General features: G+C 60.1%; 24 protein-coding genes. 10 read left to right on the top strand and 14 right to left on the bottom strand.

Annotation, left to right across the window (positions count from 1 at the left end):
- Positions 1 to 437 precede the first annotated feature (437 nt).
- The 4 genes from ACR0IM_RS12560 to ACR0IM_RS12545 are packed head-to-tail and all read left to right on the top strand — an operon-like array spanning position 438 to position 3,934.
- Positions 438 to 1,088, top strand: a complete 651-nt coding sequence (locus ACR0IM_RS12560) for a histidine phosphatase family protein (protein WP_480641151.1) — start codon at positions 438 to 440, stop codon at positions 1,086 to 1,088.
- 15 nt (positions 1,089 to 1,103) lie between these two features.
- Entirely contained in the window at positions 1,104 to 1,718 is a 615-nt protein-coding gene (locus ACR0IM_RS12555) for a glutathione S-transferase family protein (RefSeq protein ID WP_480682111.1), read from the top strand.
- Between the two features lie 14 nt (positions 1,719 to 1,732).
- On the top strand, positions 1,733 to 2,788 hold the full coding sequence (locus tag ACR0IM_RS12550; protein ID WP_480682109.1) for a saccharopine dehydrogenase: 1,056 nt from the start codon (positions 1,733 to 1,735) through the stop codon (positions 2,786 to 2,788).
- A gap of 3 nt (positions 2,789 to 2,791) precedes the next feature.
- A complete protein-coding gene (locus ACR0IM_RS12545; protein WP_480682108.1) occupies positions 2,792 to 3,934 on the top strand; it encodes a saccharopine dehydrogenase family protein in 1,143 nt (380 codons plus the stop codon).
- 38 nt (positions 3,935 to 3,972) lie between these two features.
- On the opposite strand, the gene ACR0IM_RS12540 is transcribed toward ACR0IM_RS12545, so the two are convergent.
- From ACR0IM_RS12540 to ACR0IM_RS12515, 6 genes are all read right to left on the bottom strand, one after another.
- Entirely contained in the window at positions 3,973 to 5,079 is a 1,107-nt protein-coding gene (locus ACR0IM_RS12540; RefSeq protein ID WP_480682106.1) for a tetratricopeptide repeat protein, read from the bottom strand.
- Between the two features lie 117 nt (positions 5,080 to 5,196).
- Positions 5,197 to 5,397 carry a DUF1127 domain-containing protein gene (locus tag ACR0IM_RS12535; protein WP_480592553.1) on the bottom strand — a complete coding sequence of 67 codons (201 nt, stop codon included), beginning with the start codon at positions 5,395 to 5,397 and terminating at the stop codon, positions 5,197 to 5,199.
- A 38-nt stretch (positions 5,398 to 5,435) separates the two neighbouring features.
- On the bottom strand, positions 5,436 to 5,672 hold the full coding sequence (locus ACR0IM_RS12530) for a DUF1127 domain-containing protein (protein ID WP_480592551.1): 237 nt from the start codon (positions 5,670 to 5,672) through the stop codon (positions 5,436 to 5,438).
- Between the two features lie 107 nt (positions 5,673 to 5,779).
- A complete protein-coding gene (locus tag ACR0IM_RS12525) occupies positions 5,780 to 6,880 on the bottom strand; it encodes a tetratricopeptide repeat protein (RefSeq protein WP_480682104.1) in 1,101 nt (366 codons plus the stop codon).
- A 99-nt stretch (positions 6,881 to 6,979) separates the two neighbouring features.
- The gene (locus tag ACR0IM_RS12520) at positions 6,980 to 7,297 is read right to left on the bottom strand and encodes a DUF3775 domain-containing protein (RefSeq protein ID WP_170326413.1); all 318 of its coding nucleotides are present in this window, start codon (positions 7,295 to 7,297) and stop codon (positions 6,980 to 6,982) included.
- 87 nt (positions 7,298 to 7,384) lie between these two features.
- The gene (locus tag ACR0IM_RS12515; RefSeq protein ID WP_480682103.1) at positions 7,385 to 8,158 is read right to left on the bottom strand and encodes a DUF1365 domain-containing protein; all 774 of its coding nucleotides are present in this window, start codon (positions 8,156 to 8,158) and stop codon (positions 7,385 to 7,387) included.
- A 146-nt stretch (positions 8,159 to 8,304) separates the two neighbouring features.
- On the opposite strand from ACR0IM_RS12515, the gene ACR0IM_RS12510 reads away from it, so the two are divergent.
- From ACR0IM_RS12510 to ACR0IM_RS12500, 3 genes are read left to right on the top strand one after another with little or no spacing between them, the layout of a single operon-like run.
- A complete protein-coding gene (locus tag ACR0IM_RS12510; protein ID WP_480641159.1) occupies positions 8,305 to 8,961 on the top strand; it encodes a sigma-70 family RNA polymerase sigma factor in 657 nt (218 codons plus the stop codon).
- Between the two features lie 10 nt (positions 8,962 to 8,971).
- Positions 8,972 to 9,622 carry a ChrR family anti-sigma-E factor gene (locus ACR0IM_RS12505; RefSeq protein ID WP_480682102.1) on the top strand — a complete coding sequence of 217 codons (651 nt, stop codon included), beginning with the start codon at positions 8,972 to 8,974 and terminating at the stop codon, positions 9,620 to 9,622.
- A 53-nt stretch (positions 9,623 to 9,675) separates the two neighbouring features.
- Positions 9,676 to 10,080: a hypothetical protein gene (locus tag ACR0IM_RS12500; protein ID WP_480682101.1), complete on the top strand. Its 405-nt coding sequence runs from the start codon at positions 9,676 to 9,678 to the stop codon at positions 10,078 to 10,080.
- Between the two features lie 3 nt (positions 10,081 to 10,083).
- Here the strand turns inward: ACR0IM_RS12500 and ACR0IM_RS12495 are convergent, their stop codons facing one another.
- The 6 genes from ACR0IM_RS12495 to ACR0IM_RS12470 form a co-directional block, all read right to left on the bottom strand.
- On the bottom strand, positions 10,084 to 11,313 hold the full coding sequence (locus tag ACR0IM_RS12495; RefSeq protein WP_480682100.1) for a DNA recombination protein RmuC: 1,230 nt from the start codon (positions 11,311 to 11,313) through the stop codon (positions 10,084 to 10,086).
- A 52-nt stretch (positions 11,314 to 11,365) separates the two neighbouring features.
- Positions 11,366 to 13,231 carry a DNA mismatch repair endonuclease MutL gene (mutL, locus tag ACR0IM_RS12490; RefSeq protein WP_480682099.1) on the bottom strand — a complete coding sequence of 622 codons (1,866 nt, stop codon included), beginning with the start codon at positions 13,229 to 13,231 and terminating at the stop codon, positions 11,366 to 11,368.
- Between the two features lie 281 nt (positions 13,232 to 13,512).
- Entirely contained in the window at positions 13,513 to 14,442 is a 930-nt protein-coding gene (locus tag ACR0IM_RS12485) for a metal ABC transporter permease (RefSeq protein ID WP_480592538.1), read from the bottom strand.
- Positions 14,439 to 15,644, bottom strand: coding sequence for a metal ABC transporter permease (locus ACR0IM_RS12480; protein WP_480682098.1), 1,206 nt, complete (start codon positions 15,642 to 15,644; stop codon positions 14,439 to 14,441). The genes ACR0IM_RS12485 and ACR0IM_RS12480 overlap by 4 nt, the downstream gene beginning before the upstream one ends.
- Before the next feature lie 3 nt (positions 15,645 to 15,647).
- Complete coding sequence (locus tag ACR0IM_RS12475; protein WP_480682097.1) at positions 15,648 to 16,451, bottom strand: metal ABC transporter ATP-binding protein; 804 nt, start codon at positions 16,449 to 16,451, stop codon at positions 15,648 to 15,650.
- Between the two features lie 3 nt (positions 16,452 to 16,454).
- Positions 16,455 to 17,408, bottom strand: coding sequence for a metal ABC transporter solute-binding protein, Zn/Mn family (locus ACR0IM_RS12470; protein ID WP_480682096.1), 954 nt, complete (start codon positions 17,406 to 17,408; stop codon positions 16,455 to 16,457).
- 197 nt (positions 17,409 to 17,605) lie between these two features.
- Between ACR0IM_RS12470 and deoC the strand changes: the two genes are divergently transcribed.
- Genes deoC through ACR0IM_RS12455 form a run of 3 tightly spaced genes read left to right on the top strand, consistent with a single transcriptional unit; the run spans position 17,606 to position 21,788 of the window.
- Positions 17,606 to 18,604, top strand: coding sequence for a deoxyribose-phosphate aldolase (gene deoC, locus ACR0IM_RS12465; protein WP_480641166.1), 999 nt, complete (start codon positions 17,606 to 17,608; stop codon positions 18,602 to 18,604).
- 11 nt (positions 18,605 to 18,615) lie between these two features.
- Positions 18,616 to 20,949 carry an aldehyde dehydrogenase family protein gene (locus ACR0IM_RS12460; RefSeq protein ID WP_480641167.1) on the top strand — a complete coding sequence of 778 codons (2,334 nt, stop codon included), beginning with the start codon at positions 18,616 to 18,618 and terminating at the stop codon, positions 20,947 to 20,949.
- Between the two features lie 23 nt (positions 20,950 to 20,972).
- Entirely contained in the window at positions 20,973 to 21,788 is an 816-nt protein-coding gene (locus ACR0IM_RS12455; RefSeq protein ID WP_480682095.1) for an SDR family oxidoreductase, read from the top strand.
- Between the two features lie 22 nt (positions 21,789 to 21,810).
- On the opposite strand, the gene ACR0IM_RS12450 is transcribed toward ACR0IM_RS12455, so the two are convergent.
- Entirely contained in the window at positions 21,811 to 23,121 is a 1,311-nt protein-coding gene (locus tag ACR0IM_RS12450) for a M16 family metallopeptidase (protein WP_480682094.1), read from the bottom strand.
- A complete protein-coding gene (locus ACR0IM_RS12445) occupies positions 23,118 to 24,458 on the bottom strand; it encodes a M16 family metallopeptidase (RefSeq protein ID WP_480682093.1) in 1,341 nt (446 codons plus the stop codon). The genes ACR0IM_RS12450 and ACR0IM_RS12445 overlap by 4 nt, the downstream gene beginning before the upstream one ends.
- Positions 24,459 to 24,467 lie beyond the last annotated feature (9 nt).

The raw sequence follows: 24,467 nt of genomic DNA, 5'->3' as shown, positions 1-24,467 counted from the left end.
AACAGGCATCTCCCACCCAGCAAAATCAACCATCTTGCCACCCAACTCAACATGCAATGAGTACAACGGCGTGCGCTTAATATCGGTCATGGGTCCAACCTTTCTTAGGTCATAATCTTTGAATGCCGCAACTGCCCGTTCTGCGCCAAGGCTATTTGCTGCCCAACTTCCCACGACTGTGTCGCAAGTCAACAGTCATGGAACTTTGATCTGTGTCAGAGCAGTCCCCTTGCGAGCCGGTAAAGAGTATACGCCCGTATGCTGCACCCGTGTTTCTGTTAGGAAACTTTTCCCCCTTAAGCAACACCAAAATGACAATCACCGACAGCTCATCCAAGCATGCGCCACAAGCCGCTGAGATTTTTGCCGGATGCCCACGCAACACCACTGGTCCCTGCCTACAACCTGCCCTAAGACTCCGCCCGAGAGGGACCGCCATGTCACATATAACACTGGTTCGCCACGGCCAGGCCAACACCGTTGCGCGCGATGAAAAGAGCTATGACAAGCTCAGCGATCTGGGTCACCAGCAGGCGCGCTGGCTGGGTGATCATCTGCAATTCACGCGGACCAACTATACGCGGGTCTATTGCGGCACCCTGACCCGGCACATCGAGACCGCCGCCAGCATGGGACTGACCGAACCCGTCCGTGACCCCCGGCTGAACGAGATCGAATACTTCACCATAGCCAGGCTGTTCGAAGAGCAGCACGGCGTGGTGATCCCGACGGACCGGGAAGGGTTTGTAGATCATCTGCCTCGCACCTTCGCCGCCTGGGCGAACGGGGAAATCAAAGATGCGCCCGAAACATTCGACGCGTTCGAGGCCCGCGTCTCAGGCGCTCTGCGTGAAATCGGCACTGAGGGTGGCCCGGCGATTGTGGTAACCTCCGGCGGGTTGATCTCGATGGTGGTGCGGCAGGCCATGGGGCTGGACATTCCGTCCATGGCGCGCGTGGCCCTTGCCATCATGAACACGTCAATGCATCGTCTGCACCCGATTGGCTCGCAGCTGAGCCCGGTCCTGTTCAACGCTGTTCCGCATCTGGAAGCGCCGGATCGGCAATACGCCCAGACCCATCTGTAACCCCGGAGGTCCCTGATGCAGCTTTACTATGCCCCCCGGACGATCTCGGTCGCCGTTGCCATCGCCTTGGAAGAGGCCGGACTGGAGTACGAAGCGATCCGGCTGGACTTTGCCGAAGGTGAGCAAACAAAACCGGCCTACAAGCAGATCAACCCCAAGGGCCGCGTCCCGGCGTTGGTCGTAGAGGGCGGCATCCTGACCGAAACCGGGGCTCTGCTGGAATATATCGCAGCGAAGGCCCCCGAGGCCGGGCTGGTGCCCGCTGATCCGGTCTTGGCTGCCCGCATGCGTGAAGTGATGTTTTACCTCGCCTCGACCATGCATGTGAACCACGCGCACAAGCTGCGTGGGCCGCGTTGGGCCGACAAGAAATCCAGCTGGAAGGACATGAAAGACAAAGTTCCCCAAACGATGACCGCGTCGTGTGGCTATATCTCGTCCAACGGGTTGCGCGGGCCGTTTGTGCTGGGCGGTGCGATCTCGCTGGCCGATGCCTATCTGTACGTGGTCTGCAGTTGGCTGGAAGGTGACGGCGTTGACGTATCGGCCTTTCCAAAGATTCTCGCCTTCCGTGAGGCGATGGAGGCCCGGCCTTCGGTTCAGGCGGTGCGCGCCGCGGGAATGCTCTGACAAAAGGAAATACGATGACACATCTCTGGGTCCGGGCAGAACAGCGCCCGAACGAGGAACGGGTCGGGCTGACCCCCGAAGGTGCCGCCGCGCTAATCGCTGCGGGCATCCGCGTGACGGTCGAGGAAAGCTCGGTCCGTGCGATCCCGATTGACGGCTACAAGGACGCCGGTTGCGAGATCGCGGCTGAGAATTCGTGGCCCGAAGCCCCACAGGACGCGATCATCTTCGGGCTCAAGGAGCTGCCCGAGGACGGCACGCCCCTGCCCCACCGCCACATCATGTTCGGACACGCCTATAAGGGCCAGCATTCCGGCCGGGCACTGCTGGAACGGTTCAAGGCAGGAGGCGGCACGCTCTATGATCTGGAATATCTGGTCGATGAAGACGGTCGCCGGGTCGCCGCCTTTGGCTATTGGGCCGGGTACGCGGGCGCTGCCGTGACGCTCAAGACCTGGGCCGCGCAGCAACGGGGGCAGGAATGCCCGCCGGTTGGTGTCTATCCCAGCAAGGACGCGCTGAATGCCGAATTGCTGGCTGAGCTGGACGCCACCGGTACCGACCGTCCCCGCGCCATCGTTATCGGGGCCTTGGGTCGTGTCGGCACCGGCGCCGCAGACCTGTGCGAAGCGATGGGCGTCAGCGTCACCAAATGGGACATGGCCGAAACCGCCAGCGGCGGTCCGTTCCCCGAAATCCTCGACCACGACCTGTTCCTGAACTGCATCTTTGCCCGCCCCGGCACCCCGGTCTTTGTTCCGCAAGAGGCGTTGACCGCCCCGCGCAACCTGACCGCCATCGGTGATGTCGCCTGTGACCCGGACAGCGATTACAATCCCGTACCGGTCTATGACCGCGCCACAACATGGGACGCCCCCGCCCTGCGGGTTGCGACCGACCCGTTTATGGACGTCATGGCAATAGACAACCTGCCTTCGATGCTACCGGTCGAAAGCTCCGAAGATTATGCCGCGCAACTGCTGCCCTCACTGCTGACCCTGACCGATTTGGACAACGGCGTCTGGGGCCGGGCGTCGGCAACTTACAAAACTCATATGAGAGGGATCTGAACGATGACGATTCACTGGTGTGGCACCGGCCTGTCGGCCATACCCGGCCTGCGCCGCCTGATCGAAGGCGGACGCAAGGTCACCATCTGGAACCGCACCATCGACAAGGCCAAGGCCGAGGTCGGAGACCTGACCGACGACATCCGCGCCTTTGACATCGACGCATTAGGCGCGGTGCTGGAAAAGGGCGACGTGATCGTCTCGATGCTGCCGGGCGACTGGCACGTGCCGCTGGCGGAGCTGGCCATTTCGAAAGAGGCCAATTTTGTCTCTTCCTCCTACATCGCGCCCGAGATGCGCGCGCTGGACGACAAGGCGCGTGAGGCCGGCGTCGCGCTGGTCAACGAGGTCGGGCTGGACCCGGGCATCGACCACCTGATGGCCCACGCGCTGGTCGCCGACTACCGCGCCTCGGGCGCATTCGATGCGCAGAATCACCTGAGCTTTATTTCGTATTGCGGCGGCATCCCCAAGAACCCGAACCCGTTCCGCTACAAATTCAGCTGGTCGCCTTTGGGTGTGCTCAAGGCGCTGCGGTCGCCATCGAAATCGATCCGCGATTACGCTCCGCTGGATGTCACCCGCCCCTGGGATGCGATCACCAGCTATATCGCGCCGCTGCCGACGCCCGAGAGTTTCGAGGTCTATCCGAACCGCGACTCGATCCCCTTCATGGCCGAGTACCAGTTCGAGAAACACTGGCCTGTCAAGGAATTCGTCCGCGGCACCCTGCGGCTGAACGGCTGGGCCGATGCATGGTCAGACGTGTTCACCGAGATCGAGACACTTTCAGGCCCCGAAGGTGATGCGCGACTGAAAGAGATGTCGGATCAGTTCTGGGCCGAGAACGCCTATGACGAGGGCGAGCCGGACCGCGTGGTTCTGTGCGTGGGCCTGAAGGCGGAAAAGGACGGCGTCCCGGTCTGGAACAAGACCTATGTGATGGACGCCTGGGGCGACGCGCGCGGCACGGCAATGGCGCGTCTGGTGTCGGTTCCGGTCTCGCTGGCTGTCGAGGCGGTTCTGAACCGCGCCATCCCAGCCGGTGTCCACGCCGCCCCCAGCGACCCGAAACTGGTGCAGGGCTGGATGGGTGAGATCGATAAACTGGCCCAGCACCTGCAGGTGGTGGATCACTTGAGTTGAACGATTGGCACCGGCCTGACTGAGGCAGGGCGGTGCCTTCAATTCATAGTATCATACGCCAGATCAACAAAATTGCGACGTACTTGCGGGCTGTAGAGGTGCTCATTTACGTATATCCAGCCCGCTTCGTTTTGCTCTTTAAACCCTTCGTAATACTCAACCTTGCCGTCGTTCACGCATTCGAAAGCGCGGTGAAGGATAAGGTACCGAGCCGCGCTTTCCGTAGATTGGTCCGGCGAGAGTGCCCCCATATAGGCCGACTGAAACTCTCGTCTGGATTTCCAATTCCCCAGCTGAACTAGGTCAGTGAGAGTATAAACGCCTGTGTCTTGCAAAGCCCTATCGAGTCGTTCCGGGTTCAACTCTACCCACTCTTTCAACGCCTCATCACAGGTCAACACCGGATAGCCTGACCGACGTTCGGGAAATAAGGGTGGGCAGTCAGGTCCTGCAAGAGCACATGCTTCAAAGAAACCTTCCGCCGTCTTTCCGTGCGTCAAATCCAACCGATACGCTTCCTTGAATGCTTCAGCAGCTGGCCCGTACTGCTTTAACTCAAGCCGCATATGCCCAAGTTCGCGCGGCATCCACAGCAAGCGCTCATCTTCCGCAGTCGGGTATTTCTTCATCAACCGAACATAATATGCGTCGGCCTCTTCGTACCGCTCCAGCTTCTTCAAAAGGAGAAAACGCTGTTGCATCGTGTAGGTATTCGCGGGGCCCAGACGATGTGCCTTTTCGATTGCATCAAATGCAATCTCATCCTCACCCAATTTGCCCAGAACATAACTGACCCACTGCCAAGCCTGGTGTTCATTTGCATTAAAAGCCGCAGCATCCTCGAAGTCCTGCAAAGCACGCTGCAGGTCCTCCTGTTTCACATATGCCCGGCCGCGATAGATGTGGAGGACCGCCAGTTCCTCAGGCGTGTATTTTGCGGTTGCCAATAGCCTGCTGCAGCCCTGAACAGCCACCTCTGGTGCAGTTTCCGGGTTATGGCAACCCTCCGCAAACATATCTGCAGCCAGATCATTTCGCTGATTCTGTTGATACAAAACAAACGCGGCTGCCAGAATCAGGCACGCCGCCGCCAGCCTCACAAATCGGAAATTCAAAAAAACCTGCCCCTGCAACACGTCAATCAACTTAAACGCGTTCTTTCTGGCATGACTTCTTGCGAATGACCATCTGCGTCTTCGGATATCGGCCGAAATAAAGCCACCCCGATTTATCGGAGTGGCTTTATCTCGAACCGCTACCGGTCAGATATAGCGCTCAATCACGTCTTCGATATTACTGCGATTGATGCCAATCTCTGCCAGATCCTGATCGGACAACCGGTTCAGCTCCTGCGCGGCACACACGATATCCGATCTGATCCCCTGCAGCCGCATCGCCCGGTCAAAAAGCAACACAGAACTGGCACTTACCGGGGGTTTGCAGTTGGGTTTGAAATCCAGCATTCTCTCCTCCATGTTTGATGCCCGACAGGGCGCCTGAATCACTGCGCGGGGCGGTGATAGGGCTGCTTGTGGTAGATGCTTTCATAGGCGCGCCGATTGATGTCACTGCGTGGGATGCCGATGTCTTCCAATTGCCGGTCAGTCAGCTTTTCCAGTGACCGGACGGTTTTGGCGTAAATCCCGCGGCGGAAATGTTCGACCCGGGCTTCGGCGTAATTCGAGAACAGACCGAAGAAGAGCCCCTTCTGCGGGGTAACTGTTTGTGCGTATCCCATGACTTTCTCCTTTAACTCTGAATTGCATGTTTTGTTGCTGAAACAGATAAAAGAAGCCCGCGTTAACGCAGCCAGAGGATTGGATTAAGACTGGTTAATGTGTTGGGTCAGGGCGCGCTGTCGGGTTCTTTCAGGTAAAAATGCGCCAGATCGACAAGGTTTCTGCGCAGTTCGGGGGCGTAGAAATGTGCATTTACCATCGTGGCGTCATCGCCTTGAGGGCCGACATATCGGAGGGGATAGATGTACTTTTCGGGGAAGACACAGTCGAACACGGCACTAACCAAGATAAAGCGTTCCGCCGCTCTTGAAGTATCTCCACCCGTTAATGCTATGGATTGGCCTGCGTATATCGCTCGAATCTGGTATTTGCTCCATCTGATCTCTTGCGCAAAAAGATCATTCACGGTCTGCACCTCGAACTCCCGAAGGTTTTCGCTAAAGTCGAGGTCCTCGCCCAACTGCGCAATCGCATCAGGGCACGTTAACTCGGGATAGGTTTTCCGTCGTTCGGTAAAAAGTGGCGGGCAGTGAGGCCCAAGACCAAGACATGCCACGTAGTAATAGCCAATGAGGCCGTTGTTCTGCGGATCGCGTTTGATCCCTTCGACCGTCATATCGAGCAGTTGATCGTAGAGCTTGTCCTCAATTAGGTGACTTCCCCACGTCTTTTTAATCCATCTGCGGTCGGGGTAAGTCTTTTCTAGATTCGCGAAATAGGCATGCAGTTGGTCGTCCGCACCCATCGCGCGAAGCAATTTCCCTTTCATTTCTAGCGAGTAGTCACTAGCAGGTGCGCGTTCCAACACCGTCTCAATAGTCACCAATGCGTCGGCGTAGTCCTTGGTGCGCATCAACACTAGTGCTTTCCACTGCAGCGGCACCTCGCTTTCGGGGTCGGCTGCAATCGCCAGATCGGCCTCACGTTTTGCGGCCTCCCAATCCTTCACCCCCATGTAAAGCCGCATTTTGTTGCGATACGCCAAAGATCGCTCAGACGGGTCGAAGACGGCCCAGTCCAACAGCAGATCGCAAGCGTCGAGGGTAGTCTGCAGGTCGCCCTTGTCAGAACTGCAGATATCAACCAACGCGTCGTGTTTTTTGCGCAAAATCGGCAGAGCCACGATGCACAGCACGACCAGAACAATGGCCACGCGGACAAAGGTCAGTTTGCGTTTCGGGGGATCAACAGGAGTATCAGCGTTCATTCAATCAACCAAAAGTATATCCGGCTGGACTGAATCAAACCTGTACGGATTTGTAAATTGCCTTGAAAACAATGCCCGCAAAAAGTGCGGGCATTCTGTCTACATCAGATCGTTTTCCACGTCCTCGGCTGAAATCCCCAGCGCATCCAGGCCGTTCTCAAGGTGATCCGACAGGTGCGGCGTGCCGATCAGATAGTCGGCACAAGGGGTCGAGGCCTCGGATTTGGCGGTTGCTATCGCCTCGGCCAGATCCTCGGCGAAAAAGCTCTCGCGCCCGATCCACATGACAGCGACCAGTTCGGCCTGCTCATCTTCGCCCATACGGTCGATAAAGGCGCGCAACTCACCCTCGGCGCGGTTCAGTTCGCGCCCCATCATGGCGACCTGAGCGATTTTTCTTGCCGAGATTTCCAACATGACCCAACTCCTCGTGTTCGCGGTTTCCATCCTAGCACAACCACTCGGTGGCTGCTGAGTCTTTGATCTTACGCAAACAAAGTGACCTTATGGCTCGCGAATGCGGGAAACCGGGTGATCGGGAACAGGGGCGCTGCGAAACGGGCGGAACCGGGCTTTTTTGACCCACAGTTTCAAGGCCTGCCACAGGATCAGGACAAATGCGCGACGGGCACCGAACGGGCGACGCAGCAGCGACCACAGGATTTTGCCATCACTCAGCGGTGCACGCGGCCCGGTCAGCGTTGCAATCAGCCCGCCGCCCTCGCGCCCGTAGTCGATCCAGACACCCACCCGGTCGGGGCGATAGTCGAACCGGAACGTATAGGTCCCTTCGATCTTCTGAAACGGCGAGACATGCATCAACTTGTCCGCCATGATCCGATCCGAAGGCTGGATCGGCGCAAAATTAGGGTTGTGGCACAAGTAACTGTGGCGCGTGCCGTAGGTGTTGGTGACCTCGGCCACCACCGCATAAAGCTGTTCCTCACCGTCGAAGCAAAACCAGAAGCTGACCGGGTTGAACACATGGCCGAACACGCGCGGCTGGGTCAGCAGAGTGATATGTGCAGGTTGGGTGACACCCATCTGGTCGAACTGCTTGCGCAGCCAGATGGCACCGTGCCCTTGCCCTGGCTCTCCGCCGTGATCGCGATCCCGCCAGTTGGTGACATTGACCCGGTTCATGGAAAACAGCAGCGGAGTAACCGGGTGACCTTCGGGATCCAGCAGAATGTAGTCGACGGAATAGCGAAAGGCGTTCTGAACGGCGCCCTTCCGCCCGTGAAAGGTATGGCCTGCGATATGGTCAATCCTGTTCACGTCGAATTCCTCGTTCCGCCTGCAAACCGTTCAAACGGCATTCTTTTCCTAATCTGTTTGTATCAGATACTACGGAAGTTAGCCCGACACGGATCAAAAACCGCAAACAAAGTGATCCGCCTTGGGCTGCCCCGCGTAATGTGGTTATGTTTACCGAGATCGATACCGTGACCTTGGATGAACCGGTGGCCGAGGGGCCAGCACTCAGGCCTTGGCGCGCGAAGAAACGCATCAGGGGCAAGCCGGTGAACAAAGCGGATGGCAGTTGCGACACCAGAGCTGAGTGGGTGAGCCACGTCAGACGCATTCGAGATGCTCAGGATCAGGCAGCTTTTGCCGAGCTGTTCCAGCATTTCGCACCGCGGATCAAGGCGTTCCTGATCAAGTCGGGATCAGACGCGACGCTGGCCGAGGAATGCGCGCAAGAGGTGATGGCGACCTTGTGGCACAAGGCCCATCTATTCGATCCGACCCGCGCGACCGTTGCCACCTGGGTATTTACGATCGCGAGGAACAAGCGCATCGACGTCCTGCGCAAACAACGCCGCCCCGAGCCCGAAGATCTGGGATGGGGTCCCGAGGCGGAACCGGAGCAGGACGACGTGATCGCGCTGCAACAGGAAACCGCGCAACTGCGGGGCGCCATGGCGGCGTTGCCCGAGGCGCAACGAGAACTGATCGAAAAGGCCTATTTCGGCGATCTGAGCCACCGCGAGATTGCATCGCAGACCGGATTGCCGCTGGGCACGATCAAATCACGCATACGACTGGCGCTGGACCGCTTGCGCCACGCGATGAACTGAGATGATGACGATGAGCAACGAGATCAAACATCACCTGACAGACGACCTTCTGATGGCCTATGCAGCGGGATCCTTGCCCGAGGCCTTCGACCTGATGGTCGCCACGCATCTGTCCCTGTGCGACCACTGCCGCGCCCGGGCGGAAAGCTATGACGCCGTTGGCGGCTGTGTCCTGCAGGATCAGGGCAGCCCGGCCAGCATGAGCGATGGTGCTTTGGCCGCGACCATGGCGCTGATTGCCCAGGGCGCGCCTATTGCGAAACCAGCCCGTCCGGGGTGTTCGGTTCTGCCCGCACCTCTGCAGGATTACGTGGGCGGTGATGTGAACGCCATCAAATGGCGCTCTATCGGCATGGGTGTGAAACAGGCGATCCTTCCGACCACACGCGAGGCCAGCGCGCGCCTGCTGTTCATTCCCGCTGGTGCAGCCGTGCCGGACCACAGCCACAATGGCATCGAACTGACGATGGTACTGCAGGGCGCGTTTTCGGACGAGATCGACCATTTCGGTCGTGGGGATGTCGAGATTGCTGACGAAAGCCTGCACCACACGCCGACCGCTGATATCTCAGAGGACTGCATCTGCCTGGCCGTTACCGACGCGCCTTTGAAGTTTACTAAGTTGATGCCGCGTCTGTTCCAACCATTCTTGCGTATCTGAAGCGCTGGGCGGCTCTTGCACACTGACCTTTCATTCGGTTCGGGAGACATTTCATGAAACATCCATTGATTATGGCTGGATTGATCGCGAGCCTTGCCAGCGCGGCCTGGGCGCAGCGCGCGGCGGAGGTGAAATTCGAACCCGGCAATTTCGGTACAATGGTAAACGGGACGATCACCGGCAATGAGTATTTCGATTACAAGCTGGGCGCGCAGGCGGGTCAGGAAATGTTCGCTGATCTCAAGGTCAGCGATACCAATGGCAATGGCGTGATTTACTTCAACATTCTGCCACCCGGAAGCGATGGCGAGGCAATCTATAACGGCTCGATCGATGGCAACACCGCCCGTATCAACCTGCCCGAGGACGGAGATTATACGATCCGCGTCTACCTGATGGGCAATGATCGCGATACAGACAAGACAGTCGGCTATAACCTCGACCTGTCGATCCAGTAAAGTTCAGCCTTCGGATTTGCCCAGCGGCACCACATTGTTGTGATCATCCGGGGCAAGTTCTTCGAAATCGAAGTTGTCCAATCGCTGAGCCCGGCGCCCGGCTTTTTCGGCGCTGATTTTGATGTCGGATATGTCCTTGGCCGCCTGCCCGAAATGGCGGTCCAGATTTGACACACGGTCCCCCAGCCGCTCGACATCCTTGTGAAGCAAACCCAGTTCCTTGCGGATCGCGCCCGCCTGCTCGCGCATCCGTGCGTCCTTGAGAATTGCGCGCATGGTGTTCAGCGTCGCCATGCAGGTGGTCGGCGAGACAATCCAGACACGTTTCGAAAAACTCTCCTGTACCAGTTCGGGGAACTTGGCGTGTAGTTCCGCATAAACCGCCTCGGACGGAAGGAACATCAGCGCGCCGTCAGCGGTTTCACCGTCCAGAATGTACTTCTCGGAAATGTCGTTGATATGTTTCCGCACCGTGCTGCGAAACATCTGAACGGCGGCTTTCAACTCAGCATCATTGGTGGAGCCAATCAGCGCCTCATAGGCCTCAAGCGGGAATTTGCTGTCGATCACGATCGGCCCTGGCGGGTTCGGCAGGTGGATCAGGCAATCCGCCCGACGCCCGTTTGACAGGGTCGCCTGCAGTTGGAAACTGTCCGACGGCAGTGCCTTGGAGACGATATCGTTCAGTTGGATTTCCCCAAACGCGCCGCGGGTCTGCTTGTTGGACAGGATATCCTGCAGCGACAGCACATCGCCAGACAGTTTGGTGATATTGTCCTGCGCCTTGTCGATGGCGGCCAGGCGCTCCTGCAGTTGCGTCAGTGAGGTCGCGGTCTGCTTGGATGAGCCATGCAGAGATTCCTTCATCCGCTCCTGCATCTCGGCCAGCGCGCGCGCTGATTTCATCGCGTTGTCCGCCAGCCGGTCATTCATCTGCTGCTGCACCGAGGAAAGGCGCGATTCAACTGTCTGGATCACCTGAACCTGCGCATTGGCCTGCGTGTCCGAGACATGTTGCAACCCGCCCCGTAACTGCTCCTGCCCCTGTCCCAGTTGCTGCACGTTCTGGCCCAGATGGGCCATCTGCCGCGCCAATGGTTCTGCCAACCGGGCAGACCGCTGCGCCGCCCGCATGGACATCAACAGCAGCAACAGGATCAGCGCCACCACTCCGCCGCCGATCAGGATCACGGGGTCGTTCAATGCAACTTGGGTGCCAGCAATCTCGATCATGTCGCCTCGGATGTTCTTGTTTTATTCTTCATAACCCGGCAACGCTGCCGGATCAACTGCGGCCGAACAGACGCTCGATATCGCTCAGCTTCAGCTCCACATATGTCGGCCGCCCGTGGTTGCACTGACCAGAATGCGGCGTCGCTTCCATCTCGCGCAGCAGGGCGTTCATCTCTTCGGCCCGCATCCGGCGGCCCGACCGGACCGAGCCATGACAGGCCACCCGGCTGAGGATCGCTTCGATCCGCGCCTGCACCGTCTGGCTTTCGCCCTGATCGGCCAGTTCATCGAGAATATCCAGGATCATCGCGCGGGCGTCGACCTCGCCCAGAATGGCAGGCGTTTCGCGCACGGCGATGGCGCCGCCGCCAAAGGGTTCCAGCGTCAGCCCAAGGCGCGACAGGTCAGCCGCAACCGCCATCAAACGCGCGCAGTCGCCTTCGGACAGTTCGACGATTTCGGGGATCAGCAACGCCTGCGCGGCGACGCCATTCTCAGCCATCTGGGTTTTCAGCTTTTCATAAACCAGCCGTTCATGCGCCGCGTGTTGGTCGACGATCACCATGCCATCGGCGGTCTGGGCGATGATGTAGTTCTCATGCACCTGCCCCCGCGCCGCGCCCAAAGGCAGGTCGGCCACTGGCGTTTCTTCAGAAACGGGCGAAACAGACGTCGGTTCTACAACATTGCCACTATAGTCCTGCGATAGTTCCGCAAAGCCCGGAGCTTGCGCCCTGTAGGCAGCCTGACGCGCTGCGGGCGATGGCCGGTCCATCTGATACACGCGTGCAGGTGCAGGTTGAGCAGGGAGCGCCGGTTCGGGCCGCATCGCCCCCAATGTGGCATTGGCAACGGTGGTCGAAGCCCGGTGCCCCGCCTCGGCCAGTGCATGCCGTAGGGCTGAGACGATCAGCCCGCGCGCAACGCCCGGATCGCGGAACCGCACCTCGGACTTGGCGGGATGGACGTTCACATCCACCAGCGTCGGATCGCAGTCGATGAACAGCGCCGCCGCTGGGTGCCGGTCACGGCTGAGGAAATCGAAGTAAGCTGCCCGCAGCGCGCCGGTCAGCATCTTGTCACGCACCGGTCGGCCGTTGACGAACAGGTACTGTGCCACCGCCGCGCCGCGGGAATAGGTCGGCAAGGCGGCGTAACCGTACAGCCGGATACCTTCGCGCGTCGCGTCGATCTGCAGGGCGTTCTCGGCAAACTCTCTCCCGATCACGCGGGCCAGACGGGCGTGCAGCGCGTCGAACAGGTCGCCATTCTCGCGGTCGGCCCGGAAGGTCACACGACCCTCACCCCCGCCCGAGACATCACGCAGGGTGAAAGTGATGGCGGGCTCAGCCATGGCAAGGCGTTTGACCGTGTCATTTATCGCCTGCGCCTCGGCCCGATCGGTACGCATGAACTTCAACCGGGCGGGTGTGGCAAAGAACAGGTCGCGCAGTTCGACCACTGTACCGGCACGCAGGGCGGCAGGTTTGACCGCTTCCATCTTGCCACCAGATACATGGATTTGCGCCGCGTCGCCCCCCGGCACCCGGCTGGTTATGGTCAGCCGCCCGACGGCACCAAGTGAGGGCAACGCCTCACCGCGAAACCCGAACGTTTGGATGTTCAGAAGATCCGAGCCGTCAATCTTCGAAGTCGCATGGCGCGACAGCGCCAGCGGCAGGTCGCGCGTCGAAATCCCACAGCCATCATCGGTGACGCGAATCAACGTCTTGCCGCCATCAGCGATATCAATGGCGATCCGTGCCGCACCGGCATCGATGGCGTTTTCCACCAGCTCCTTGACCGCCGAAGCAGGACGTTCCACCACCTCGCCCGCAGCAATACGGTTGATGGCGGCATCATCAAGCTGCCGGATAATGGGGGGCGTTTCGCTGATATTGGGGTGTGTCTGCGCCATACCACCAGACCTAGCACAGACGCGCACGATTCTGCCACCGGTTTGGAAGCTTGAGTTTTGGGGAGGGGGCGTTCGAACAATCGCGCCCTATCTGTTTCAACAAACGGCAAACTGGGTCGCGATTGTCCGAACGATCCTAAGTGAGTGGTGGTCATTCAGAAAAATTCTGGATCGGGCTTAGCACGAATGACGCGTTGCAAATCATTAACTCTGCATGCCCTTGCAGTCTGAGCAGATTTCAGCCGACCGGTCGCAGACAGAGGTGGCAGGAACACGCCGTGTCAAGAGGCCTGGGGCGCTCCGGCGCGGGTACGGCATGGTCCCCACAATGCGGCAGAGGCCAAGATCAGGCCCGACATGGTGGCAATCATGCCCGCCGCGCTGACAGCGTCTGCTCTGCCCAGCCACAGCGGCCCGTAGCCCGCCAGTACATAGCCCGAAACCGCCGAGACACTGGCGAAGACAACGCTCCACGCAATCTGGGTTTCCAGCCGGTTGGTCATCATGCGCGCAGCAGCTGGCGGGCAGATGAACATGGCGATCACGATGATCGACCCCACTGCGTCAAAGGCCGCCACGGCAGATATCGCCGCAACGATCACCAGCGCCATGCCCAGTGCGCCGGTGCGAATTCCGATGGTGCGGGCAAAACCTTCGTCAAATGTGGAAATCTTCAGCGGTCGCCAGAACAACCAGATGAACAAGATGACGCCCACCAACGTCAGCGCGATGCGCGGCAGTTCCGGCGGCAACCCGGCCAAAGCCGTCAGATCAAGCAGCGACGACCAGCCCACCGCATCCAGCCAGATCAGGCTTTCCAGATTGCCATAGAGCGCATGTTCCACATCCAGATGCACGGTCGAGGTGTCGGTTTGCTCCAGCAACAGAACACCGCCCGCGAACATGGTTGTGAACACAACGCCCATCGCGGCACCAGGCTCGATCTGGCCCAGTCGCCGGATCGCCTCGATCATCACCACGGCCACAATCGAAGCCCCCGCCGCGCCCAGCATCATCGGCCAGGTCGAGATCGCCCCGGTCAGGATAAACGCCACCACGATTCCTGGCAGCACCACATGGCTGATCGCGTCCCCGATCAGGGCCTGCTTGCGCAACACCAGAAAGTTGCCGGGCAGCGCGCAGGCAATCGCAGCGAAGGTGCCAATCAGAAGAGGTGTCAACGACAGGGGGACGAACTCTTCACCGCTCATGAGGGCACTCCTTGCGGGCCGCCGATCTGGCGGTCGATCTCGGTGATCTGGTCGCGTGTCAACACCGTCTCGATATCGCGCAGCCCGTCATAAAGCGCCGCCGTCGCCTCGTGTGCCTGATCGGTGCGGACTAACTCCCAGCGTTTTTCGTCGCGCAGGGCTTTTGCCGCGCGGGCCTTGCCGGCTTCGGTGGCGACACCATCGGCACGGGCCAGCCCGGCGCGTTTCAACAGGCGCAGGGTGAGTGGCTCATAGATTTTCTGATCCTGCGCCAGCGCCAGCAGACCCTGCCGGATATGTACCCTGCGTTGAAATCGCATGTGTTTCAGTACCGCCGCCAGGACACCCCGGACCGGCGCCAACAGCAGGGACAGCGCAAAGAAAGCAAAGCTGACCAGAACGATAATCGGACCCGTTGGCAGGTTCGGGGCCGAGGCCGAAAGCGCCGCGCCCAGATACCCGGCCAGACCACCCGCGAGACCGGCCAGCAGCACCACGCGATCCGAGCGTTCGGTCCAGAACCGTGCCGTAACGGCCGGGATAATCAGCAGTGCCACGATCAGGATCAGCCCGACGATTTTTAGGCCGACTACGGTGACGGCCATCACCAGACCCATCATCGCCAGATCGATGCGATGCACTGGCAAGCCCCGCGCCGCGGCGTATTCCGGATCGAAGGCCACCATCGTCATTGGGCGCCGGATGATCATCACCAGCGCCAATGTCGCCGCCCCGCCAATCGCGATGATCAGCGCATCGGCCCACAGCATCCCGGCGGTCGAGCCCAGCAGGAACCCCTCCAGCCCGGCCTGCCGCCCGACGCCCATGGTCTGAATGACGGTCAGCAACACGACACCAAAGCCAAAAAACACCGATAGCACCGCCCCAATGGCTGCATCCTCGGCCAGGCGCGTCCGGCGGGTCAGCCAGTTCATGCAGAGCAGACCCACCCAGGCCGAGATCGCCGATCCGGCCAGCAGGCCGATCAGATTGCGCCCATCACCGCCAAAGGCGACCAGCACCATGAAAGCCAGACACACACCCGGCAGGGTCGCATGGCTGATCGCATCGCTGACCAATGCCCGTTTGCGCAGAAACAGAAACGTACCGGTGACCCCGGCGGACACACCCAGCAAGGTCGCACCAATGGCGACCAGCGTGGCATTATAGCCAAGCTGCAGAGTCAGAGCTTCCCAAAGCATGGATTACCCCAGCGCGCGTGAAATCTGGTCGATCTGGGCGGTGGCCAGACGGCCCCCGTAAGCCGATTGCAGGGTTTCGGCGGTGAAGGCCTCGGCCACCGGACCCTCGACCACTTTGCGGGTGTTGATCAGGAAGACATGGTCGAAGTATTCGGTGACGGTGGCCAGATCGTGATGCACGACGACAACGGTCTTGCCCGCCTCTCTCAGCGATTTCAGAACCGCAATGATGGCCTTTTCCGTCGCCGCATCAACCCCGGCAAAGGGTTCGTCCAGCAGGTAAAGGTCAGCCTCTTGCGCCAATGCGCGGGCCAGAAACACGCGCTGCTGCTGGCCGCCGGAAAGCTGGCCAATCTGACGATCCGCGAAATCGCGCATGCCGACCCTGCTCAGGCAATCCATGGCACGTGACATGTGCCGGGCACGAATACGGCCAAGCAGACCGAGCTGCCGCGACAGCCCCATCAGCACCACGTCGATCACGCGGGTCGGGAAATCCCAATCCACACTGGCGCGCTGCGGCACATAGGCGATGCGGGCGCGTTGCTGTTCCAGCGGTTTTCCATAGACAGTGACCTGCCCAGACAAGGGCGACACAATCCCCAAAGCAGCCTTTAGCAGGGTCGACTTCCCCGCGCCATTAGGTCCGATGATCGCTGTCATCGCGCCGGGCTGCACGGTCATGTCCACCGAGAACACCGCAGGTTTCTGGCCGTAGGAAACCGTCAGGCCGCGAATGGCCAGAGGGCTATCGCCCAGGCCGTGCTCTGCAACCGAAACACCCTGATTTGTGGCCAGCTCCAGCATGACTTAAAACCCCGCGGACAGTTTGCCGTACATGCCGCGATCGGGCACATCCGCACCCAGCGCGCCTGCGATGACGGTGATGTTATGGTCCAGCATGCCGATATAAGTGCCCTCATAGGTCCCCGGTTCGCCCATGGCGTCGGAATACAGCTCACCGCCCACACTCACATCATGACCTTTGGCCGCAGCGCCTTCGATCAGCGCGCGCATCGACCGGTCAGACACCGAGCTTTCCACGAACACCGCTTTCAGCTGCTTGTCGACCAGCGTGTCCACCAGTTCTCCGATCCGGTTCAGACCAGCTTCGGACTGGGTCGAGATGCCCTGGATGCCCATCACCTCGTAGCCGTATTCAGCCCCGAAATAGCCAAAAGCATCATGCGCCGTGACCAGTACGCGGTTGGTTTCGGGGACAGACGCAAGCGCCCGACCGGCATAGGTCTCCAACTGGTCGATCTCGGCCAGATGCGCCTGCGCATTTGCGGCAAAGATGTCGGCCGCGTCGGGGCGCGCTTCGGTCAGTGCTTTCTGCACTTCGACGACCACATCACGCCATAACGCTGGGCTCATCCACACATGCGGGTCGTATTTATCCGCATAATCATCATGCGCACGCAGTTTCGACGTGTCGATCCCTTCGGCCACGGCAACCACGTTACGCTTGCGGCCCAGGTCGTGAAAGAAATCCTCCATCTGCGCCTCAAGATACAGGCCGTGCCACAGGATCAGGTCGGCACGGGTCATGGCAACGATGTCGCTGCGGGTCTGGCGATAGGCGTGCGGATCCACGCCGGGACCCATCAGGCCCTTCACCTCGACCTGATTGCCACCCACTTGACGCGCGGCGTCGGCAATCATGCCTGTGGTGGCAACCACCTTCAGCGGCACCTCGGCCCAGGCCGTCAATGGCAATGCAGCGGCAAATACTAAGGCTGCAAGAAAGCTGCGACGAATCATGTCGGACCCCGATTTGGAACTCAGTTGCAAATGAATATGCGAACCATTCGCAAGTAAGTCAACGCCATTGCGAATTATTCGCAAGAAAATGCCAATTTTGTCCATTTGGTCAAAAATATACCATTCCCGCTCCTGTATGCCTTTCATTTATCCGCAACCCGTGCGATTTTGGCGCAAACCTCCCAAAGGATGTGAAGATGGATACGCAGAGCTCAGAAAGCCCCGTGCGCACAGCGCATCTGCCGCAAGTGACCGAGCCCAGAAACCCCGGTATGGATCTTGATCTTGACTGGGTGCGCGCCGTGCAGGCCAACACCTCGGCGATTGAGCGCCGTGCGGCGACCTTGTCCGGTCGTCGGTCGGTTAAAAAAGAGTATCAGGCCGCATGGCTTCTGAAGGCGATCACCATGATCGACCTGACCACATTGTCCGGCGATGACACCGTGGGCCGCGTGCGCCGCCTATGCGCCAAGGCGCGTCAGCCAGTGGCACCTTCTGTACTGCAGGCGCTGGACATGCCGCCGATCACCACCGGCGCGGTTTGTGTCTATCACGACATGATCGAAACGGCAGTTGAGGCATTGAAAGGCACCGGCATCCCCGTCGCGGCCGTGTCGACCGGCTTCCCGGCTGGCCTGTCTCCGTTCCACCTGCGCGTGGCAGAGATCGAAGAAAGCGTGAAGGCCGGAGCCGAAGAGATCGACATCGTGATCTCACGCCGCCACGTGCTGTCGGGCGATTGGCAAGCGCTGTATGACGAAATGAAAGCCTTCCGCGTGGCCTGCGGCGATGCCCATGTCAAAGCCATTCTGGCAACCGGAGAGCTGGGCAGCCTGCGCAACGTCGCCCGCGCCTCGCTGGTCTGCATGATGGCAGGCGCCGATTTCATCAAAACCTCGACCGGGAAGGAAAGCGTCAACGCCACCCTGCCCGTGTCGCTGGTGATGATCCGCGCGATCCGCGACTACTATGACCGCACCGGGTACCGGGTCGGGTACAAACCTGCGGGCGGCATCTCCAAGGCCAAGGACGCACTGGTCTACCTGTCGCTGATCAAGGATGAGCTGGGCGACCGCTGGCTGGAGCCGCACCTGTTCCGCTTTGGCGCGTCGTCGCTGCTGGGCGATATTGAACGGCAGTTGGAACACTATGTAACGGGCGCGTACTCCGCCGGCTACCGTCACTCCATGGGCTGAGGACAAGAACAATGACAGTCAAAGAAATCTTCGAGACCATGGAATACGGCCCTGCCCCCGAAAGCGCCGCCGAGGCGCTGGCCTGGCTGGTCGATCAGGGCGACAAGTTCGGCCACTATATCGACGGGGCCTTCACCAAACCCGGCAAAGGGTTCGACAGCCGCAACCCCGCAACGGGTGAGGTTCTGGCCAAGCTGACACAGGCGAAACAGGCCGATGTGGATGCCGCCGTCGCCGCAGCTCGTAAGGCCCAGCCGAAATGGGAGAAGCTGGGCGGCGCAGGCCGCGCACGGTATCTCTATGCCATTGCGCGACTGCTGCAGAAACACGCGCGGCTGTTTGCGGTGCTGGAAAGCCTCGACAACGGCAAACCGATCCGGGAATCGCGCGATATCGATATCCCGCTGGCGCAGCGGCATTTTTACTATCACGCGGGTATGGCCCAGCTGATGGAGAGTGAACTGCCCGACGCTGAGGCGCTGGGTGTTTGCGGCCAGATCATCCCGTGGAACTTCCCGCTGCTGATGTTGGCGTGGAAAATCGCGCCGGCGCTGGCAATGGGCAATACTGTGGTTCTGAAACCGGCCGAGTACACTTCGCTGACCGCGCTGCTGTTTGCCGATATCTGCTCGCAGGCCGGTCTGCCCAAGGGCGTGGTCAACATCGTCACCGGCGATGGCGCAGTGGGCGAGATGATCGTGAACGCGGACGTGGACAAGATCGCCTTTACCGGGTCGACCGTTGTCGGTCGTCGTATCCGCGAGGCGACCGCAGGATCGGGCAAGGAACTGACCTTGGAACTGGGTGGCAAATCCGCCTACATCGTGTTCGACGACGCCGATATCGACAGCGCTATTGAAGGGCTGGTCGATGCGATCTGGTTCAATCAGGGTCAGGTCTGCTGTGCAGGCTCTCGCCTGCTGGTGCAGGAGGGCATCGCGGACCGCTTCCACGAGAAGCTGCGCGCGCGGATGGACAAGCTGCGCGTCGGTGATCCGCTGGACAAATGCATCGACGTGGGCGCGGTTGTGGACCCGGTCCAGTTGCAAACCATCAAAGGCATGGTCGAAAGCAACACCGCAGGTCATATCCATCAGGCCGCATGCGAGCTGCCTGAAAACGGCTGCTACTACCCGCCGACTCTGATCTCGGGCCTCGAAACCTCCGACCCGCTGATGCAGGAGGAGATTTTCGGCCCGGTTCTTGTGTCTTCGACCTTCCGTACCCCGGAAGAGGCGGTGGAACTGGCCAACAATACCCGATACGGGCTGGCCGCGACGGTCTGGACCGAGAATGTGAACCTTGCGCTGGATATTGCACCCAAACTGGTTGCAGGCGTGGTCTGGGTGAACGCCACCAACCTGTTCGATGCCGCTGCCGGGTTCGGCGGCGTGCGCGAAAGCGGTTTTGGCCGTGAAGGCGGCTGGGAAGGGCTGAGCGCCTACACAAAACCCAAAGGCAAGGCCAAGCCGCTGACCAAGGTCGAGGCGACCATGGGCGAGGGCGCTCCGGTCGATCCCATTGACCGCACCGCCAAGATGTATGTCGGCGGCAAGCAGGCACGACCCGACAGCGGTTATTCGAAACCTGTTTGGGGCAAGCCCGGCCTGCTGGGCCATGTAGGGATTGCCAACCGCAAGGACGTGCGCAACGCGGTTGAGGCTGCGGCGGGCGCCAAGGGCTGGTTCAAGACCACCGGTCACCTGCGGGCGCAGATTCTGTATTACATCGGCGAGAACCTTTCGGCCCGTGCGGACGAATTCGCTGCGCGCATTGACGCCATGACCGGTGGGAAAACCGGCGCGAAAGAGGTAGACGCCTCAATCCAGCGCCTGTTCACCGCCGCCGCCTGGGCTGACAAGTATGACGGTCAGGTTCACGGCGTGCCGATCCGGGGCGTTGCCATTGCGATGAAGGAACCGGTGGGCGTAATCGGCGCGCTCTGCGCGGATGAGGTGCCGCTTCTGGGTCTGGTCTCGGTCATGGCACCGGCAATTGCGATGGGCAACCGGGTTGTGCTGGCGGCAAGCGAGCCCTATCCGCTGGCAGCGACGGATTTCTACCAGATCCTCGAGACGTCCGACGTTCCTGCAGGCGTGGTCAACATCCTGACCGGCAGCCATGCAGAGCTGGCGAAACCTCTGGCTTCACACCTGAACGTGGATGCGGTCTGGTCGTTCTCGTCCACCGATCTGTCGAAAGAGATCGAGGCCGTCTCGGCCGGAAACCTGAAACGGACCTGGGTCAATAACGCGACGGCATTTGATTGGGGCGTGGACCATTCGCGCCGCTTCCTGCAGGCTGCGACCGAAGTAAAAAACATCTGGGTGCCCTACGGCGAGTAGGGCTCCCGCCAAGGGAGGCCTAAATGGATTTTTCAGGACAAACCGTCATCGTCATAGGTGGCACCAGCGGTATCAATCGCGGCATTGCCGAGGCCTTTGCGGCCTCGGGTGCCAAACTGGCCGTCGCCAGCCGTTCCCAGGAAAAGGTGGATGAAACGGTCGCCGCGCTGAGGGCTACGGGCGCGGCTGACGCCATTGGTGCTGCCTTTGATGTGCGCGACCCCGAGGCGGTGGCAGCGGGCCTGAAACAGTTCCACGACGCGTTCGGTGATTTCGACGTGCTGGTTTCCGGTGCGGCGGGCAACTTCCCCGCACTTGCGGCCGAGATGTCGGTCAATGCGTTCAAGACCGTGATCGATATCGACCTGATGGGCACGGTCCACGTGATGAAAGGGGCCTACCCCTATCTCAAACGCCCCGGCGCCAGCATCATCAACATCTCGGCCCCGCAGTCCTATCTGCCGTACGAGGGCCAGGCCCATGTCTGCGCCGCCAAGGCAGGCGTTGATCAAATAACCCGCACCCTGTCGATGGAATGGGGCGTTGAAGGCATCCGGGTGAACTCGGTTGTTCCGGGCTTCATCGAAGGGACCGAAGGCGCAAAACGTCTGGCACCCACCGAAAACGCCCATGAAGAACTGCGCCGCGATGTGCCTCTGGGCCGTTGGGGTCAGCCGCAGGATGTGGCCAATGCCTGCCTGTTCCTCAGCTCCGATCTGGCCAGCTATATCAGCGGCACGGTACTGGCCGTGGACGGGGCGCTGTATCAGCGCGGCTCGGGCAAATTTGGTCAGATGATGGGGCAGATGCTGCGCAGCGCGGCAGGGAAAAAGGGCTGAGGCGTACTCAGCCCCCTTTTCATCAATTCGTGGTTTCCAGCCCTTCGGGCTTACCGACGACTGTAAAGTGCAGTCCTTCGGGGTCCAGCAACTCGCGGGCCATGCGGTTTACCTCGTCCAGAGTAACAGCGTTCACCTTGTCGTTGCGGGTGGCGATGTAATCGATGGGCAAGTTCTCCATCTGCATCCCGACCATGATCCCGGCGATCCGGCCATTGCCATCGAACCGCAGCGGATAGGCACCAGTCAGATAGGTCTTGGCCTCGTCCAGTTCGGTCTGGGTCACACCCTCAGTCGCAGCGCGCGCCCATTCGTCGCGGATCACCTCGACCGCTTCGGCGATGCGGTCATTGCCCGAGGACACGGACCCCATATAGACCGAGGCCAAATCCTTGGGTACCAGATAGGTCGCCACGCCATAGGTCAGGCCGCGTTTTTCGCGCACTTCCTGCATCAGGCGGCTTTCGAACCCACCACCACCCAGAATGTGGTTCATGATATAGGCGGCAAAGAAATCGGGATCGTCGCGGTCGATACCCGCATGGCCGAACAAGGCCACCGATTGCGGGGTGTCAAACTCAACCACGCTGATCCCGCCGGGGATGCTCACATCGGCACGGTCCGGAATCGGCTTGCCGGTTTCAGGCAGATCAGCCAGCAACTTGTCCAGCAACACACCCAGTTCGTCAGGGGTGATGTCACCCACGGCACCGACATAAAGCCGATCCTTGGCAAAGACATTGTCATAGGCGGTCACGACATCGGCGCGGGTCAGCGCGCTGACGCTTTCAATCGTGCCCTTGCCCTCGGTGCCATAGGGGTGATCGCCATAGGCCACCTGCGCGAAATTACGGCTGGCTATATCGTTGGGATCGGTCTGATCGGACCGCAGGCCGGACAGAACCTGCGCCTTCACCCGCTCTACTGCATCCTCGTCAAAACGCGGCTCGTGAATGGTGGTACGCAGCAGGTCGGTCACTTCATCGCGGTTCTCGGTCAGAAATTGTGCCGAGATCGAGACCGAGTCATCAGACGCATTGTAACTGAACGAGGCCGCCAGCGATTCCAGTTCGCGCGCATAAGTACGGGCATCCATGTCACCTGCGCCTTCCTCGATCAGCCCGCTCATCAAGTATATGGCGCCACGTTTTCCGGGCTCGTCCAGCGAGGTGCCGCCGCGAAAGCGCATCTCCAGAGCGGTGAAAGGGATCGAGTGATCCTCGACCAACCAGGCTTTGATACCACCGGGCGAGGTGACCTCTTCGATCTTGATCTCGGCCCATGCGGGCAACGCGATGACAAAGGCGATCAGGGTTGCGAAAATCCGTTTCATTGCGTCACCTCATCGTCGCGCATCAGCCAGCCCGTGACCGATGCTTCGGATTGCAGTACCTCGCGGGCCGCGGCGATGATCTCATCCCCCGTCACGGCCTGCAGAACATCGGGCCAGGCCTTCACATCCTCGACCGTTAGACCGCTGGTCAGGGCGCGGCCATATCGGTTGCCGATCCCGTCCACATTGTCGCGCGCAAAAGTTTGGGCCGCACGCAGTTGCATCTTGATGCGGTCGAGATCTTCTTCGTTGACACCATCGGCGATAAAATCAGCCACAGCCTGGTCCATCGCGTCCTCGGCTTCTTGCAGGGACACGCCCTGCGCCGGAACAACCAGCAGATCGAAGGTTGTGTCGTCCAACGACACACCTCGGTAAAAGGCCCCGGCATAAACGACCATTTGCTGTTCAAATTGCAGCTTTTCGTTCAGATATGACGTGGTACTGCCGCCCAGCAACTCGGCCAGCAGGAACAACGCCGCGGCTTTCTCCTGCTCACCCGGATCACGCTCGGGCGCCAGATAGCTGCGCTGCACATAGGGCTGCGACACCCGCGCATCCTTGAAGGTCAGGCGACGTTCGGAAGTCTGCGGCGGCTCTTGCGAGCGGAATCGTTCGGGCAGGTCAGGATTGGCTGGGATGACACCATAATACTGCTCGGCCAACGCTTTGACCGCATCGGGCTCCACATCGCCGGTCACCACCAGAATGGCGTTATTGGGCGCATAATGGGTCTGGTAGAAGGATAACGCATCCTCCATGTCCAGTGTCTCCATCTCGTGCCGCCAGCCAATAATCGGCACACCATAGCGATGGTTGAGGTACTGCGCCGCGCTCATCTGCTCGCCGAACAGAGCGCGCGGACTGTTGTCGGTGCGCTGATTGCGTTCCTCGAGTATCACGTCGCGCTCGGTGACGATGTCCTCTTCACTGAGGCGCAGGTTGCGCATCCGATCCGCCTCCATCCGCATCATCAATTCCAGCCGGTCTGCGGCGACGCGTTGGTAATAAGCGGTGTAATCATAAGACGTAAACGCATTGTCATTACCGCCATTGGCTGCAACGGTAGCCGAGAACTCACCCGGCGCCAGCGTATCGGTGCCTTTGAACAGAAGGTGTTCCAGGAAATGCGCCACACCGGACGAGCCGACCGGCTCATCCGCAGATCCGGCACGATACCAGACCATGTGCTGTACGATGGGCGCACGGTGATCTTCGACCACGACGACATCCATGCCGTTGTCCAGCGTGAAGGTTGTGACCGCCTCGTGCCCCTCTTTGGCAATCAAAGGGGTGGCGGCGAAAAGGGCGGCAGACAAGGCCAGAGCCCGAACCATGGGGCGTCC

Source organism: Ruegeria sp. BF6, from assembly GCF_056538665.1.
The sequence above is the reverse complement of the archived record's forward strand: the minus strand, read 5'-3'. Positions and strand labels throughout refer to the sequence as shown.

Coding starts and splice junctions, on each gene's coding strand:
- ACR0IM_RS12560 (WP_480641151.1), top strand. CDS start 438: ATGTCACATATAACACTGGTTCGCCACGGCCAGGCCAACACCGTTGCG.
- ACR0IM_RS12555 (WP_480682111.1), top strand. CDS start 1,104: ATGCAGCTTTACTATGCCCCCCGGACGATCTCGGTCGCCGTTGCCATC.
- ACR0IM_RS12550 (WP_480682109.1), top strand. CDS start 1,733: ATGACACATCTCTGGGTCCGGGCAGAACAGCGCCCGAACGAGGAACGG.
- ACR0IM_RS12545 (WP_480682108.1), top strand. CDS start 2,792: ATGACGATTCACTGGTGTGGCACCGGCCTGTCGGCCATACCCGGCCTG.
- ACR0IM_RS12535 (WP_480592553.1), bottom strand. CDS start 5,397: ATGCTGGATTTCAAACCCAACTGCAAACCCCCGGTAAGTGCCAGTTCT.
- ACR0IM_RS12530 (WP_480592551.1), bottom strand. CDS start 5,672: ATGGGATACGCACAAACAGTTACCCCGCAGAAGGGGCTCTTCTTCGGT.
- ACR0IM_RS12525 (WP_480682104.1), bottom strand. CDS start 6,880: ATGAACGCTGATACTCCTGTTGATCCCCCGAAACGCAAACTGACCTTT.
- ACR0IM_RS12520 (WP_170326413.1), bottom strand. CDS start 7,297: ATGTTGGAAATCTCGGCAAGAAAAATCGCTCAGGTCGCCATGATGGGG.
- ACR0IM_RS12510 (WP_480641159.1), top strand. CDS start 8,305: ATGTTTACCGAGATCGATACCGTGACCTTGGATGAACCGGTGGCCGAG.
- ACR0IM_RS12505 (WP_480682102.1), top strand. CDS start 8,972: ATGAGCAACGAGATCAAACATCACCTGACAGACGACCTTCTGATGGCC.
- ACR0IM_RS12500 (WP_480682101.1), top strand. CDS start 9,676: ATGAAACATCCATTGATTATGGCTGGATTGATCGCGAGCCTTGCCAGC.
- ACR0IM_RS12495 (WP_480682100.1), bottom strand. CDS start 11,313: ATGATCGAGATTGCTGGCACCCAAGTTGCATTGAACGACCCCGTGATC.
- mutL (WP_480682099.1), bottom strand. CDS start 13,231: ATGGCGCAGACACACCCCAATATCAGCGAAACGCCCCCCATTATCCGG.
- ACR0IM_RS12485 (WP_480592538.1), bottom strand. CDS start 14,442: ATGAGCGGTGAAGAGTTCGTCCCCCTGTCGTTGACACCTCTTCTGATT.
- ACR0IM_RS12480 (WP_480682098.1), bottom strand. CDS start 15,644: ATGCTTTGGGAAGCTCTGACTCTGCAGCTTGGCTATAATGCCACGCTG.
- ACR0IM_RS12475 (WP_480682097.1), bottom strand. CDS start 16,451: ATGCTGGAGCTGGCCACAAATCAGGGTGTTTCGGTTGCAGAGCACGGC.
- ACR0IM_RS12470 (WP_480682096.1), bottom strand. CDS start 17,408: ATGATTCGTCGCAGCTTTCTTGCAGCCTTAGTATTTGCCGCTGCATTG.
- deoC (WP_480641166.1), top strand. CDS start 17,606: ATGGATACGCAGAGCTCAGAAAGCCCCGTGCGCACAGCGCATCTGCCG.
- ACR0IM_RS12460 (WP_480641167.1), top strand. CDS start 18,616: ATGACAGTCAAAGAAATCTTCGAGACCATGGAATACGGCCCTGCCCCC.
- ACR0IM_RS12455 (WP_480682095.1), top strand. CDS start 20,973: ATGGATTTTTCAGGACAAACCGTCATCGTCATAGGTGGCACCAGCGGT.
- ACR0IM_RS12450 (WP_480682094.1), bottom strand. CDS start 23,121: ATGAAACGGATTTTCGCAACCCTGATCGCCTTTGTCATCGCGTTGCCC.
- ACR0IM_RS12445 (WP_480682093.1), bottom strand. CDS start 24,458: ATGGTTCGGGCTCTGGCCTTGTCTGCCGCCCTTTTCGCCGCCACCCCT.